Below are 14,657 nucleotides of genomic sequence, written 5' to 3' on the forward strand. Positions count from 1 at the left end.
AACTCCGCTCGCGCGGGCAACTATAGGCACGCGTCGCGCGGACGCAAAAGCGGCAGCACGACGGCACGGAAATCGAGGCAATGAACGAAGCGGCGGCGACGGGAAGAACAGGCATACGCTGGGGTATCGTGGGACCCTCGCTCGCCCTTGCGGGCGTCGTCGCGCTCTACACGGTCTACTGGATCGGCGTATCCGGCGAAGTGAGGAAGGCCGTCGAGAATTTCGCGGCAAGCGAAACGAGAATAGCAACCTCGTGGAACGATTTTTCCGTCGGCGGCTATCCCTTCCGTATCGAAGCAAACTTCACCTCCCCCGCCGCCGGCGCGCCCGAAGCACCGGAGGAATGGCAATGGCAAGGCAAAGGGGCGTCGCTATCGCTGCTGCCCTACAATCTTCGCCATGCCATCCTGACGCTTGAGGGCGAGCAGCGCCTCAGTTACCGCGACCTTCGGACGAGGGAGCGGGCGCGGAACGAAGCGCGCTTCACGGCCGGTTCGGCAAGGGCAAGCTATGTCGCCCTCGCCGCGCGTCCTTTCGGCCGCCTCGCCATCGACATCGAAGCGCTCGATGGCGAACACCGGCTGGGTGCGAGCGGCGAGATCAAGCACATGACCGCGACACGCCTGCAGCTTCATGCACGGCCAGCGGAAACGCCGGAAGGCGGCGAGGTGCCGGACAGTTACGACCTCGCGCTGCAGGCCGAAGACATCGATATCGGCGGCGCGGAGACGATCCCCGCGCTTGGACAGAACATGACGCTCTTCCTTGCGCAGACACGCCTGCGCGGTGTCCCGCCGACGAGCCATGCGAGCCTCGTCGAACTGATGCAGGAGTGGCAGGCGGCGGGCGGCACGCTCGCCATTTCATATCTCGTCGTGAAATGGGGTCCGCTCGATCTCTATGCGAGCGGCGAACTCGGCCTCGACGCAGCGCATCGTCCCGAGGGACAGCTCGACGCGCGCATCACCGATTTCGAAGGGCTGCTCGATGCGATGGTGGAGGATGGGCTCGTGGAAGAACGCGAGGCGCGCGTGGCGCTTGCGGGCCTCGTCCTCGTCTCGCAATTCCAGGGCCAGAAATCGAACGAGGTGCGGGTGCCCGTCATCATGCGCGAAGGACGGCTCTATCTCGGCCCCCTCGCCGTCGCAAAGCTCGAACCTCTCTACTGATCGTCCTTGCCGCCGGGCTTCGGATGCGTCGGATTGCGCCCGAAATTCGGCGCCGCGATGTCCTGTCCCGCATCGACGATGGAGCGGCGGATCGCACGGGTGCGCGTGAAGAGGTCGAAAAGCTTGTCGCCATCGCCCCAACGGATCGCGCGCTGAAGCGCCGTCAGATCCTCCGAGAAACGCGCCAGCATCTCGAGGATCGGTTCCTTGTTGTTGAGGCAGACGTCGCGCCACATCGTTGGGTCGGATGCGGCAAGGCGCGTGAAGTCGCGGAAGCCCGAGGCGGAATATTTGATGACTTCCGATTGCGTCACCGTTTCGAGATCGCTCGCCGTGCCGACGATATTGTAGGCGATGATGTGCGGCAGATGGCTCACGATGGCGAGAACGAGATCGTGATGCTTCGGCTCCATCACATCGACCTTCGACCCGCAGGCGCTCCAGAAGGCGCTGAGCTTCTCGACCGCCTCGTGGTCGGTGCCGGGCACCGGCGTGAGAATGCACCAGCGATTGTCGAAGAGCTCCGGAAAACCTGAATCGGGGCCGGACTCTTCGGTACCGGCGATCGGATGGCCGGGGATGAAGTGAACGCCCTCGGGCACATGGGGTCCCATGTCGCGGATGACGGCGAGCTTCACCGACCCGACATCGGTGAGGATCGCGCCTTTCTTGAGATGAGGCTCGATCTCGGCGGCAATGGCGCCGAGCGCGCCGACCGGCGTGCAGAGGATGACGAGGTCGGCATCCTTTACCGCATCGGCCGCGCTGCCATGAACACTGTCGACGAAACCAATTTCGAGCGCGCGCTTTCGCGTCTCTTCGGAGCGCGCATGTCCCGCGATATGTTTCGCAAGCCCGGCGCGTTTCATCGCATGGCCGAGCGACGAGCCGATGAGGCCGAGGCCGATCAGCGCGACCCTGTCGAAATGGGGGGCGCTCACGACGCGCCTGCCTTCCGGCCCACGAAATCGGCAAGGGCCTTCACGACGAGCCTGTTCGCCTCTTCCGAACCCACAGTGAGCCGCAGGCAATCCGGCAGTCCGTAGCTCCCGACAGCGCGCAGGATAAGCCCGCGCTTCATCAGAAACTCGTCCGCGTCCTTCGCCGTCCGCCCCTGCTCATGCGGAAAACGGATCAGCAGGAAATTCGCAACGCTCGGCTCGACGGTGAGGCCAAGACCGGCGATTTCTTCCGTGAGCCATTTGAGCCATTGCTCATTATGGCGGCGGGCGGCATCGACATGATCCGTGTCGCGGATCGCGGCAACACCTGCCTTGAGCGCGGGGACCGACACGTTGAAGGGTCCGCGAATGCGGTTCACCACGTCGCAGACATGCGCAGGCGCATACATCCAGCCGAGGCGGAGCGCGGCAAGCCCGTAAATCTTCGAGAAGGTTCGCGTCATCACGACATTTTCCGACGTCGCGACGAGCTCGATCCCCGCCTCGTAATCGTTGCGGTTCACATATTCGCTATAGGCGGCGTCGAGCACGACGAGAATATCGGAGCGAAGTCCCGCGTGAAGGCGGCGCACTTCGTCGGCCGGAATATAGCTCCCGGTCGGATTGTTCGGATTGGCGATGAAGATCATCTTCGTCTTCGGCGTGACGGCGGCGAGGATCGCATCGACATCGGTGCGAAGCTCCTTCTCCTTCACGATGATGGACGTCGCGCCCGCCGCCTTCGTGACGATCGGATAGACGAGAAATCCATGCTCGGTCGAAATCGCCTCGTCGCCCTCGCCGAGATAGGCCTGGGCAAGAAGATGCAGCAACTCGTCCGAACCCGCGCCGCAAACGATCCGGTCCTGCGCGAGACCGTACCGCGCGGCAATCGCCTCGCGCAGTTCGCTCGCGCCGCCATCGGGATAGAGCTCAAGGCCTTCCGCCGCCGCCGCAAAGGCTTGCCTCGCGCGCGGGCTCGGCCCCAGCGGCGTTTCGTTCGCCGAGAGCTTGTAGACTTTGCCGGCGCCTTCCGCATGGGCACGGCCGCCGACATAGGCTTCGATTTCCAGAATGCCCTTCTGGGGCTCGGGACGTTTCATCTTGCCCTCACTCACCGTCGCTCTCGCGCAGCAGCGGGTTGGCATAGCCGCCGAGCAGCCGGACCTCAACGATGGGTTCCACGGCAAGCGCGGTGAAACGTTCGTCGTCTTCGGCCAGATGATGGGGAACGGAGACAAGATAGACGTGTTTTGCGACGCCATTGTCGATCCGGGCGCTTGCGATCCGCCTGCCGTCGATGCCGGCATCCTTCACCAGCGCCACAACGCGCGCATCGCTCAGGCTTTCGGCCGTGGAAAGGGCGAGGAGGCTCGTGTCGTCTCCCGTGCTCTCGAAGGTGCTGTGGGCGAGAACGAGCGCCCGCGCACCGTCATTGTCCCCGGCGACATCGACGAAAGGCAGCCGCGCCACGATGCGCATTTCGCTCGTGCCGCCGGTTGCAAAGCCGACCCACCAGTCATCATCGGCTGCAACGCCAGGCTGCGGCAGGAGACCGATGGCCGAGCGGTCATGGCCCACACGGCGCAACACGTCGCGCGCATTGCTGTGCAGTTCCATCGGCGTCGTGGAACCGTAATAGTTGCGCGCAAGGTCCCAGAAGCCGAGCACATCGCCCTGCGGACCGAAGACATCGACCCGGAAGGGCCCTTGAATCCGCGTCATCGAAGCCATGATCTCGCGCCAGAGCCGGACCAGAACGCGAAGCGGCAGCCGGCCCTTGTGGCGTCCAGCGACACGCCGGAGCACCTCGGCCTCGCGGGCCGGACGGAAAGCGACAAAGCTGCCCTTGCCGGCGGCGCTCGCTGCCCGGGCCTTGGCCTCGGCGACCTCGACCACGAGCTCGGTGCGCTTCAGCAGGAGGTCCTGGATGGCGTCGTCGATCGCATCGATCTCCTTGCGGACATCGGCGAGGGCCTTTTCGGGCGTTGCTGTCTCGGTCGTCATTCGGCGGCATCCGGCGGGGGATTTCGGCTCGCGGGCAGGCCCCCTACCCGGCCCGCAAGAGCGGTATTCATACGGGGACAACCTGCTAAAATCAAAGAAAACATTGACATTTTGGGGGGTGCATCCCTAGCTATGCACCCTGTTTGGCGGGGGTCCCGAAAGCCCGCCGCGGAGCCATTCAAGCCGGAAAAAGGCGGCGCAGAGGCGCTATGAACACCATCGAAAAGGCCGCGGACCCCTCGGGCGCCGCAGGTCCGGACAGCGCGGAATTCGAGGAAGGCGGGATCAGGGTGCACCGTGCATCCATGACCTTCGGCCCCGAGCAGCCGCTTGCCCTCGATTCCGGCGTCAATCTGAGCCCGTTTACCATCGCCTACGAGACCTATGGCACGCTGAACGCGGACAAGTCGAACGCGGTCCTGATCTGCCATGCGCTGACAGGCGACCAGTATGCCGCAAGTTCGCACCCGCTGACCGGCAAGCCCGGCTGGTGGCCGCACATGGTGGGGCCGGGGCGGCCCATCGACACGAACCGCTTCTTTGTCGTCTGCCAGAACGTGATCGGCGGCTGCCAGGGGACGACCGGCCCGAAGGACATCGACCCGGCAACCGGGCGGCCCTATGGGCTGAGCTTCCCCGTCATCACCATCGGCGACATGGTCCGCGCGCAAGCCATGCTGCTCGACCGTCTCGGCATCGGCGACCTTTTCTGCGTCATCGGCGGCTCGATGGGCGGCATGCAGGCGCTGCAATGGGCGGCGGCCTATCCCGAGCGTGTCTTCTCGGCAATCCCGATTGCGACCGCCGCACGCCATTCCGCGCAGAACATCGCCTTCCACGAGGTCGGCCGCCAGGCCATCATGGCCGACCCCGAATGGAAGCAAGGCGCCTATCTCTCGCACGGCACGACCCCCGGCAAGGGGCTCGCGGTCGCGCGCATGGCCGCGCATATCACCTATCTGTCGGAAGCGGCGCTTCATCGCAAGTTCGGCCGTAACCTGCAGGACCGCGACAGCATCACCTACGGCTTCGATGCCGACTTCCAGATCGAAAGCTATCTGCGCCATCAGGGCTCGACCTTCGTCGACCGCTTCGACGCGAATTCCTATCTCTACATCACGCGCGCGATGGACTATTTCGATCTCGCCGACGATTACGGCGGCGTGCTCGCCAACGCGTTCCGGGGTACGACGTCACGCTTCTGCGTGGTTTCCTTCACCAGCGACTGGCTCTTTCCGACGTCGGACAATCGCCAGATCGTGCATGCGCTGAACGCAGTTGCGGCCAAGGTGAGTTTCGTCGAGATCAAGACAGACAAGGGTCACGACGCCTTCCTGCTGGAGGAGCCGGAAATGTTCGCGACGCTGCGCGGCTTCATCGACAGCGCAGCGCGCACGCGGGGCATCGCCGGATGAGCAACGGACATGGCCCCAGTGCGGGCCGCGTAGACCTCGATCTCATCGCCCAGATGATCGCGCCGGAGAGCCGCGTGCTCGATGTCGGCTGCGGCGACGGCGACTTGCTGGCCCTGTTGCGCTCGCAGAAGAACATCGACGGACGCGGCGTGGAATTGAGCCAGGAAGGCGTGAACGCAAGCGTGGCGCGCGGCCTTGCCGTGGTGCAGGGCGACGCCGACACCGACCTCTCGGACTATCCGGACGACGCCTTCGATTATGTGATCCTCAGCCAGACGATCCAGGCGACGCGGAACCCGAAGGCGGTTTTGCGCCAGATGAAGCGCATCGGGCGGCGGGTCATTGTCTCGTTTCCGAATTTCGGCAATTGGCGCGTGCGCCTGCAGCTGCTTTTCAACGGCCGCATGCCGGAAACACGCTCGCTCGGCTATTCCTGGTACGACACGCCCAACATCCATCTTTGCACGGTGCGGGACTTCGCCTTGCTCTGCCAAGACCTCGGACTGGGGATAGAGGATGCGCTCATCCTGACGGGCGAGAAGGCGTGGCGCATTTCCGATCCCGGCATGCTGGCAAATCTGTTCGCGGTCGACGCCGTCTTCCTTCTCTCGCGCCGCGACTGAACCCTATTCATCGTCCATCGGCATGACAGCACGTGCCGGCGTGGGTGCGGGCAACGGCGCAATCGCCCGCACGCGGGACGCAACCTTGCGCGCGGCGGGAAGAGCCGTCGCGGCATAGATCTGCTTCGTCGCTTCAACCACGATGACGCCGGAAAAACGCGGCCAGAGCATATGGCCCGCGCGCTCCCATGCGGGAGCTGAACGCAACAGCGGACGCCAGTCGAAGGGGGGGACGAAAAGCGCGGCCTCCCAGCACGACGGAGAGAACATGGATTCGCGCAGGAGCTGCGTGATCTGGCTGCGCGAGAAGGGTTGCCCATGGCCGAAAGGCGTCGCCTCGCGCCGCGCCCACAATCCCCGCCGGTTCGGCACGACGATCATGACGCGCCCGCCCGGCGCCAGTACGCGCCATATCTGCCGGAGCAGCACGCGCATGGACTCGCTCGCTTCGAGCCCATGCACAAGCAGCACGCGGTCCATGCTCTCGTCGGGCAAGGGCAGTTCGCGCTCGTCGACAAGGCCGGTGAGGCAGCGCGCGTCCGCCGGCCATTGCATGACACCCTGCCGCGCGGGCATGAGGCCGATGACGCGCTGCGCCGTTCCCAGGAAAGGCGCGAGATAGGGCGTCGCAAAACCGAGGCCGAGCATGTTGAGCCCGCGCACATCCGGCCATATCTCCTCGATGCGCCCCGCAATATGGTGCTGCGCAACACGCCCCAGGGGACGGCCGTAGAAGTCGCGCAGATCGATCACATCCATATGCATGGAGTTCACTCTAGCAAATCCGGCGAGGCCGGGTTCACGCGGGCGCCCGGGATCACTACCTTAGGGGCGAAGCCTATACCGGATGAGACTAACGGAGGGCAAACGGCCCCGAAAAGCCGGTATTCCCGGAGGAGACGAGATGGCAAAGCTTGAAATTCACCAGTTTCCCTGTCTGAACGACAATTACGGCTATCTCGTCCACGAGCCCTCATCCGGCGCGACGGCGGCAGTCGACACACCGGAGGTGACGCCGATCCTCGCCGCCCTCAAGGAAAAGGGATGGACGCTCACCCACATCCTGAACACGCATCACCATTTCGACCATGCGGGCGGGAACGCCGAGCTCAAGGAGAAGACGGGTTGCGTGGTGATCGGGCCCAAAGGCGAGAAGGACCTTATTCCCGGCATCGACCGCGCGGTCGGCGAAGGCGACATCGTGGAACTTGGCGCCGCCCGTGCCCGCGTCATCGACGTGCCGGGTCACACGCGTGGCCACATCGCCTACAGCTTCGACGAGGAGCACATCGCCTTCGTGGGCGACACGCTGTTCGCGCTGGGCTGCGGGCGTCTCTTCGAGGGCACGGCACAGCAGATGTGGACCTCGCTCGGCAAGCTGATGGAGCTGCCGGACGATACCGTCGTCTACTGCGCGCACGAATACACGCAGTCGAATGCCCGCTTCGCCCTTTCCGTCGAGCCGGACAATGCCGCACTCGCGGCCCGCGCAAAGGAAATCGACGAAAAGCGCGCGCGCGGCGAATGGACCGTGCCGACGACGATCGGCCTCGAGAAGAGAACCAATCCGTTCCTGCGGGCGGCGAGCCCGGATCTACGCCGCACCATCGGCCTCGAAGCGGCCGCGGATGTCGATGTTTTCGCCGAGACACGCAAGAGAAAGGACAATTTCTGACATGGCTTCATTCGATGCCGGCATGGACGCCGACGCCATCATCGAACTCCTCGGCATGGAGCCGCACCCCGAAGGCGGCTACTTCGCGGAGACGTTCCGCGATCCGGCAGGGGACCGCGCCCATTCGACCGCCATCTATTACCTGCTGAAGGAAGGCGAGCGTTCGCACTGGCACCGCGTCGATGCAGCCGAAATCTGGCACTGGTATGCGGGCGGACCGCTCGCGCTGTCGCGCTACGAGGAAGGCCGGGCGCCGGAAACGTTGTTGCTCGGCCAGAACCTCGATGCCGGAGAGCGCCCGCAGCTCGTCATTCCGGCAAGAGTTTGGCAGGCGGCAGAACCGCTTGGCCTCTGGACGCTGGTCGGCTGCACGGTGGCGCCCGGATTCGAGTTCGCCGGCTTTGAAATGGCCGAGCCCGGCTGGCATCCGGCGGGTTAACTTTCGTCGCTTTTCGGTGGCTCTGTTGCCACCTTGCGCTGGCCGGACGCCGCAACCCCGCTAGACTGCGCATTCGTGACGATTGCCGGTCCGTGGGGGGCTAAAGGTGAAATCCGTTTTTGCTGCATTGGGCATTCTTGCCGCGCTTTTCTGCGCGAGCCTGCCTGCGCGCGCGCAAACGGCCTGCCCGACCAAAACATCCGTGGTTGCGGTTCCGACGAAAGGCGGCCCTGCCTATGGCGGCATGCAATATGCCCGCTCAGCCGGGCTCGGACCGAAGGAGGTCGCGCTCACCTTCGACGACGGCCCGAACCCCGAAACGACACCCGTCATTCTCGACATTCTGGACCGGCACTGCGTGAAGGCGACCTTCTTCATGGTCGGCATCTATGCGCAGAAGTATCCCGACATCGTGCGCGAGGTGGCGGCGCGCGGCCACACCATCGGCACGCACACCTGGTCGCATCCGAACAATCTCCGCCATTTCTCGCTCGAAGGCGCCCGGCGCCAGATCCGGCAAGGCTTCGCCGCCGTTGAAATGGCCCTCGCCGCTGCACCGGAGGAAGACCGCGAAAGGCTCGCGCCTTTTTTTCGCTTTCCCGGCCTCAATGACAGCAAACCCCTGATCGGCTGGCTCGGAGAGCGCAACATCGCGACCCTTTCCTGCGAGTTCGGCGCCGACGACTGGAAATCGATCAGCGCCGCGCAGGTGCGCGCCCGGGCCATTCGGAATATCGACTATGTTGGCCGCGGCATCCTGATCCTACACGACACCAAACCGCGCACGGCGGAGATGCTTTCCTCGCTGATCGTCGCGCTCCGGGCGGAGGGATACAGTTTCGTTCAGCTTGTGCCAGAGGAAGGGGCGCATGAACTGGCCGCCGCCTCGCGCGATCCGCTGATCGGTGCCGTCCGCCGCGTGGACATACAGGACGACGAACCGGAAACCGCCGTCTTGAAGCCGTCTCTTGAGCCCGCAACCGCCCTTCAGTAGTCTCTTGCCATGACAGTAACATCCGCATCGGGACGATTTTTGCCGACACGCCGCAAGGCGCTGGCGCTCGGTCTCGGCGCTGCCGGCCTCCTCGCGGCGCCCGCGATTGTCCGCGCGGAAGCTCCCTACAAGCGGGCGCTACGTCTCCAGAGCCTCAATTCCGGCGAGAAACTCACCGTCACCTATTGGACGGACGAGGGCTACGCGGACGACGCGCTGAAGCGCGTTTCCTGGTTCATGCGCGACCTGCGCACCAATGGAGTTCACGACGTCCATCCGGGTCTTCTCGATCTGCTCTGGGAGATCGACGCGAACACGCGCTCGAAGAACCCGATCTACGCCATGTCGGGCTATCGTTCACCCGAGACGAACGACTGGCTCTTCCGGCGCGGCAATGGCGTCGATCCCGGCAGCTTCCACATGCGCGGCATGGCCATGGACATCACGCAGGATTTCCTCGATCCCGAAGAGGTCTACCGCGTGGCGAAAAAACTCGGCAAGGGCGGTGCGGGCTTCTATCCGACGAAGACGCCTTATGCCCATGTCGATATCGGACCGCCTGACAGCTGGCGCTATCCCGGTATGCCGCGCCCGGGCCGCGACGAGGAATACGACCGCGAGCAGGCGCAAGCAGAGAAAGAGGCGGGCTGAACGAAAACGCCCCGGACAAGGTCCGGGGCGTCTCTGCATTCGCCTGCGGCTTGCTTATCCCGCGATATACTGAGCGCCATTCGCCGTGATCGTTGCGCCCGTAACGAAGCTCGCCTTCTCGTCGGCGAGGAAAACGACGCAATGCGCGATCTCTTCCGCCTTGCCGAGGCGGCCGACCGGGATCGTCGCGATAATTCCCTCAAGCACCTTCTCCGGCACCGCCGACACCATATCGGTGTCGATATAGCCCGGCGCGATGCAGTTCACCGTGACGCCTTTTCGTGCCACTTCCTGCGCCAGTGCCTTGGTGAAGCCGATGACGCCGGCCTTCGCCGCGGAATAATTCGTCTGCCCCATCTGGCCCTTCTGGCCGTTGATCGAGGAGATGTTGACGATGCGCCCGAAACCGCGCTCGCGCATGCCGTTGATGAGCGGCTGGCACATGTTGAACATGGAATCGAGATCGACCGCCATGACTTCGCGCCACTGCGCCGGCGTCATCTTGTGCAGCATGCCATCGCGCGTAATGCCCGCATTGTTCACAAGCACGTCGACGGGACCGAGTTCCGCTTCGACGGCGGCGATACCCTTCACACAGGAATCGTAGTCGCCCACATTCCACTTGTAGACGTTGACGCCGTGCTCCTTCGAAAAGGCGGCGGCCGCCTCGTCATTGCCGGCATAATTCGCGGCCACCTTGTAACCCGCCGCCTTGAGCGCCACCGAAATCGCGACGCCGATGCCGCGTGTGCCGCCCGTTACGAGCGCAACTTTAGTCATTGGATATCCTCGTCCTGAAACGTCTTAACCTGCGGAAACCTTCAGCGTTCGACACAGAGCGCGATGCCCATGCCGCCGCCGATGCAAAGTGTGGCCAGTCCCTTCTTCGCATCGCGCTTCTCCATCTCGTGAAGCAGCGTCACGAAGACGCGTGCGCCAGACGCACCGATCGGATGGCCGATGGAAATGGCGCCGCCATTCACGTTGACGATTTCCGGGTTCCAGCCGAGGTCCTTGTTGACCGCCAGTGCCTGCGCCGCAAAGGCTTCGTTCGCCTCGACGAGATCGAGATCGTCGACGGTCCAGCCCGCTTTCTTGAGCGCCGCCCGCGAAGCCGGGATGGGCCCCGTCCCCATGACGGCGGGATCGACGCCCGCCTGCGCCCAGGAGACGATCCGGCCAAGCACCTTGCGGCCTTCCTTCGCCGCGCGGTCCGCGCTCATCAGCACGACCGCCGCCGCACCGTCATTGATGCCGGAGGCGTTCGCCGCCGTGACCGTGCCGCCGTCCCTCTGGAAGGCGGGCTTCAGACCCTGGATGCCCTCAAGCGTCACGCCGTGCTTGATGAACTCGTCATTGTCGACAGTCGTTTCGCCCTTGCGCGACTTGATGGTGACAGACGCGATCTCGTCCTTGAAGCGTCCCGCCTTCTGCGCGGCCTCGGCCTTGTTCTGCGAGGCAACGGCGAAGGCATCCTGCTCGTCACGCGTGATCTGCCAGCGCGCGGCGACGTTTTCCGCCGTCTGGCCCATATGATAGCCGTTGAAGGCATCCCAGAGGCCGTCCCTGATCATCGTGTCGACGAACTCGACCGATCCCATCTTGTTGCCGGCGCGCAGATAGGCGGCGTGCTGCGCCTGGCTCATGCTTTCCTGACCGCCCGCGACCACGACCTCGCTATCGCCATTGACGATCGCCTGATGGCCGAGCGCAACCGCGCGAAGCCCGGACCCGCAGAGCTGGTTCACGCCCCAGGCCGGCACTTCGACAGGAATACCGGCATTGACGGAGGCCTGCCGGGCCGGGTTCTGGCCCTGGCCCGCCTGAAGGACCTGACCGAGGATGACTTCCGAGACATCGGCCATTCCGATGCCTGCCCGCCCGATGGCGGCGGAAATCGCGATCCGGCCGAGTTCATGCGCTGGCAAGCTCGACAGAGCGCCGTTGAAAGAGCCAACGGGCGTGCGCGCCGCGCCGACAATGACCACCTCGGTACCGGATTTGCTCATGGCTTGCTCCCTGGAACCGGCCTGGACAGGCCGGAGAACTGTATGACCCCGCTCTACGCGAAAGCCCGGCCAGCGCAGCACGGGCCGGTAACGCTGTTTTCGGTGCATCGCAATGCGGGACTTGCGCACCGCAACAATACCGCGTCACAATGCCGAATGACAGGGGGCAAGGGACCGTTGCGGCAAGTTGCCGTAACCGGGCGCAATAGCGAACCGGCCCGATAACATTGCAAGACAACATTGCAAAACGAGAAGTGGGATAGCCGTGGCAAAAAAGACCTCATCCACGGACGATGATGTCATCGTTATCAAGAAATACGCGAACCGGCGGCTCTACAACACCGCGACGTCGAGCTATGTGACGCTCGACCATCTGTGCGAAATGGTGAAGCAGAGCAAGGAGTTCGTGGTTCGGGATGCAAAGACCGGCGATGATATTACCCGCTCGGTGCTCACCCAGATCATTTTCGAGGAAGAAGGCAAGGGACAGAACCTCCTGCCGATCAACTTCCTCCGGCAGCTCATCCGTTTTTACGGCGACAGCCTGCAGAGCTTTGTCCCCTCCTACCTCGAAATGAGCATGAACAGCTTCTCCAAGGAGCAGGAGAAACTCCGGACCCGCGTTACGAACGTGCTCGGCGGCCGGGAGCGGCTGAGCCAGTTCGAAGACCAGATCCGTCACAATCTTGAAATGTTCGACAATGCCATGCGCATGTTCTCACCCTTCAGAGGGCCGGGCGGCGCGACCGAACGTACGGCGAAGGATCGGCAGGCGTCGGAACAGCCGGAAGCATCCGAGGGCGGCGAAGAACGCGAGGATGAGCTCGACGAGCTCAAGAAGCAGATTTCGCAGATGCAGGCCCAGCTCGAGGCCCTGTCGAAAAAGAAGTGACGCTCAGGCGACGGTGCGGCGGCCCGCAAGGCTGTGCACCGAGCCCGGCAGCGACAGGGCCGGCTCGCCGAGATAGAAGCCCTGCAGATACTCGACGCCGAACTGCCTCAGCATTTCGACTTCCTCGGCATTGCTGACCCATTCGGCCACCGTCGGCAGATTGAAGTTCTGCGCGAGATTGACCAGCGTGCGGACGAAAAACTGGTTGTCCGGATTGGTCGCAAGATCGACCACGAACGAACCGTCTATCTTCACCAGGTCGACATCGAGCATCTTGAGGTTGCGGAAGGACGTATAGCCCGCACCGAAATCGTCGATCGCGATCTGGCAGCCGAGATCCCGGAACGTCGCGACGAACTCTGTGAGTTCCGACACTTCCTGGATCGCCACCGTTTCCGTGATTTCGATGACGAGCCGCTCGGCAAGGCTGCGATCCGAGGCCAGAGAACCGGCAAGCGTTTCCCGCCAGAGCCGGTCGCTTGTCGTGCGGCCGGAGACGTTGAGCGAGAGCCGGACGTCCGGACGCGCCCGAAGCGTCGCAAGCGCAAGCTCCATCACGCGGTAATCGAGGAGGCCGATCAGGCCGAGCTTCTCGGCAACCGGCACAAAATGTCCCGCGGCCATGATGCTGCCATCGGGTTGCTCCATGCGGACAAGACACTCATAGATGAAGGGTTTGCCGGTCGTTGCATCGACGATCGGCTGATAGGCAATGCGGATACGTTTGTCGTTGAGAGCGGTGATAAGTTCATCGGCGACGTTGATATTGCGAAGGCGGGTTTTCTCGCGTTCGCGCGAAGGCCTGTAGACGACATGACTGTCGCGAAGCCGCTGCTTTGCCGAAACGAGAGCCTCTTCCGCGCGGGCGAGCGCCTGGTCGACGCTTGATGCATGCCCCGGAAGGGCGATCGAACCCGCCGAAACGGTAACGGAGACAGGCCCACGCGCCGTCATCACCACCTTGTCGCGCACTTCGGCAAGCAGACGTTCGCAGATGCCATCCAGCCGCTCTTCGTTGCAATTGCGCAGGATGAGGCCAAACTTGTTGCCCGCATAGCGGCCGAGCGCATCGCCCCGGCGTGCGAGTGTCGCGAGCCGCTTGCCGACGCTCACGATCACCTCGTCGGCCACATCGAAACCGAAGGCATCGTTGATGAGCGCGAGATTGTCGACCGCGATAAGCAGGAAGGCGGAATTCTGGCGTCCACGCTGCGATGCGATCATCGCATCCGTCAGCGCCTCCTTGAGACGCACGCGATTGAGAAGACCGGTGAGCTCGTCATAGGTCGACAGCCGAACGAGTTGTTCGTCGCGTTTGTGCCGTTCGTCGATCGCACGCAACACACCAACCGCACGCTGAGGCGCCCCGTCGGGGCCGCCATACCAACGGCCACGATCCTCGACCCAGCGCATGCCGCCGAAATCGTCGCGGATCTGATATTCGAATTCGTAAGCGACGCCGTTGCCGGTATCGCTTTCCCGCGACCGGCAGATGAGCTCATAGCGGCTCGGCCCGTCGCTTGCGACGCGCGCGGCAAAATCGCGATGTGTGGATATGGTTGAGACGTCGGAAATACCGAGAAGCTGCGCCGCTCCCGGACCCCAGTTCAGCGTATTGTCGTCGATCAGCCACATGTAGGCGGCATCGCCAACGGCGATAACGGCGCTCTCCAGCAAATCGTCGTGCGCCTTCATCGATTCGATGCCAATCGCCACGCCGACTCTGCGCGCATCCTGCGTCTTCGAGTCCACAACACCGCTCCTGCCGTGTTTACCGAATTGGGCCCATCGCCCTTCTTTGGACGCTTTCTGCATCCATGACGGTCATAGTCGGGCAGCAGC

The 14,657-nt window shown here is 63.7% G+C and carries 15 protein-coding genes; 8 read left to right on the plus strand and 7 right to left on the minus strand.

The genetic code is table 11. The features are described from left to right. The first annotated feature begins 80 nt into the window (after positions 1-80). Positions 81-1,169 (plus strand): DUF2125 domain-containing protein, encoded by a 1,089-nt coding sequence (locus tag ACKUUH_RS04285; protein ID WP_407948625.1) that lies wholly within the window; start codon positions 81-83, stop codon positions 1,167-1,169. On the opposite strand, the gene ACKUUH_RS04290 is transcribed toward ACKUUH_RS04285, so the two are convergent. The 3 genes from ACKUUH_RS04290 to ACKUUH_RS04300 are packed head-to-tail and all read right to left on the minus strand — an operon-like array spanning position 1,163 to position 4,117. Beyond that, on the minus strand, positions 1,163-2,110 hold the full coding sequence (locus ACKUUH_RS04290) for a prephenate/arogenate dehydrogenase family protein (protein ID WP_407948626.1): 948 nt from the start codon (positions 2,108-2,110) through the stop codon (positions 1,163-1,165). The two genes, ACKUUH_RS04285 and ACKUUH_RS04290, sit on opposite strands and share 7 nt — an antisense overlap. Then, positions 2,107-3,213: a histidinol-phosphate transaminase gene (gene hisC / locus ACKUUH_RS04295; RefSeq protein ID WP_407948627.1), complete on the minus strand. Its 1,107-nt coding sequence runs from the start codon at positions 3,211-3,213 to the stop codon at positions 2,107-2,109. The genes ACKUUH_RS04290 and hisC overlap by 4 nt, the downstream gene beginning before the upstream one ends. Positions 3,214-3,220: 7 nt before the next feature. Continuing rightward, positions 3,221-4,117, minus strand: a complete 897-nt coding sequence (locus tag ACKUUH_RS04300; protein WP_407948628.1) for a chorismate mutase — start codon at positions 4,115-4,117, stop codon at positions 3,221-3,223. A 305-nt stretch (positions 4,118-4,422) separates the two neighbouring features. Between ACKUUH_RS04300 and ACKUUH_RS04305 the strand changes: the two genes are divergently transcribed. Together ACKUUH_RS04305 and metW are read left to right on the plus strand one after the other, a co-directional pair. Next, positions 4,423-5,532 (plus strand): homoserine O-acetyltransferase, encoded by a 1,110-nt coding sequence (locus ACKUUH_RS04305; protein WP_407948656.1) that lies wholly within the window; start codon positions 4,423-4,425, stop codon positions 5,530-5,532. Continuing rightward, positions 5,529-6,155: a methionine biosynthesis protein MetW gene (gene metW, locus ACKUUH_RS04310; RefSeq protein WP_407948629.1), complete on the plus strand. Its 627-nt coding sequence runs from the start codon at positions 5,529-5,531 to the stop codon at positions 6,153-6,155. Before ACKUUH_RS04305 ends, metW begins: the two co-directional genes overlap by 4 nt. A 3-nt stretch (positions 6,156-6,158) precedes the next feature. On the opposite strand, the gene ACKUUH_RS04315 is transcribed toward metW, so the two are convergent. Beyond that, positions 6,159-6,920 (minus strand): class I SAM-dependent methyltransferase, encoded by a 762-nt coding sequence (locus tag ACKUUH_RS04315; RefSeq protein WP_407948657.1) that lies wholly within the window; start codon positions 6,918-6,920, stop codon positions 6,159-6,161. A 139-nt stretch (positions 6,921-7,059) separates the two neighbouring features. Between ACKUUH_RS04315 and gloB the strand changes: the two genes are divergently transcribed. The 4 genes from gloB (at position 7,060) to ACKUUH_RS04335 (ending at position 9,914) form a co-directional block, all read left to right on the plus strand. Continuing rightward, entirely contained in the window at positions 7,060-7,830 is a 771-nt protein-coding gene (gene gloB, locus ACKUUH_RS04320; protein WP_407948630.1) for a hydroxyacylglutathione hydrolase, read from the plus strand. A gap of 22 nt (positions 7,831-7,852) precedes the next feature. Further along, complete coding sequence (locus ACKUUH_RS04325; protein ID WP_407948658.1) at positions 7,853-8,269, plus strand: cupin domain-containing protein; 417 nt, start codon at positions 7,853-7,855, stop codon at positions 8,267-8,269. 106 nt (positions 8,270-8,375) lie between these two features. Beyond that, positions 8,376-9,263, plus strand: coding sequence for a polysaccharide deacetylase family protein (locus ACKUUH_RS04330; RefSeq protein WP_407948631.1), 888 nt, complete (start codon positions 8,376-8,378; stop codon positions 9,261-9,263). A gap of 9 nt (positions 9,264-9,272) precedes the next feature. Beyond that, positions 9,273-9,914 carry a YcbK family protein gene (locus tag ACKUUH_RS04335; protein WP_407948632.1) on the plus strand — a complete coding sequence of 214 codons (642 nt, stop codon included), beginning with the start codon at positions 9,273-9,275 and terminating at the stop codon, positions 9,912-9,914. A 54-nt stretch (positions 9,915-9,968) separates the two neighbouring features. Here ACKUUH_RS04335 and phbB read toward each other — a convergent pair whose 3' ends face one another. Further along, complete coding sequence (phbB, locus tag ACKUUH_RS04340) at positions 9,969-10,694, minus strand: acetoacetyl-CoA reductase (RefSeq protein ID WP_407948633.1); 726 nt, start codon at positions 10,692-10,694, stop codon at positions 9,969-9,971. A gap of 41 nt (positions 10,695-10,735) precedes the next feature. Continuing rightward, complete coding sequence (locus tag ACKUUH_RS04345; RefSeq protein WP_407948634.1) at positions 10,736-11,923, minus strand: acetyl-CoA C-acetyltransferase; 1,188 nt, start codon at positions 11,921-11,923, stop codon at positions 10,736-10,738. A 265-nt stretch (positions 11,924-12,188) separates the two neighbouring features. On the opposite strand from ACKUUH_RS04345, the gene phaR reads away from it, so the two are divergent. Then, entirely contained in the window at positions 12,189-12,815 is a 627-nt protein-coding gene (gene phaR / locus ACKUUH_RS04350) for a polyhydroxyalkanoate synthesis repressor PhaR (RefSeq protein ID WP_407948635.1), read from the plus strand. Between the two features lie 3 nt (positions 12,816-12,818). Here the strand turns inward: phaR and ACKUUH_RS04355 are convergent, their stop codons facing one another. Further along, positions 12,819-14,567: a putative bifunctional diguanylate cyclase/phosphodiesterase gene (locus ACKUUH_RS04355; protein WP_407948636.1), complete on the minus strand. Its 1,749-nt coding sequence runs from the start codon at positions 14,565-14,567 to the stop codon at positions 12,819-12,821. Positions 14,568-14,657 lie beyond the last annotated feature (90 nt).

This window comes from Parvibaculum sp., assembly GCF_045863935.1.
GTDB lineage: Bacteria > Pseudomonadota > Alphaproteobacteria > Parvibaculales > Parvibaculaceae > Parvibaculum.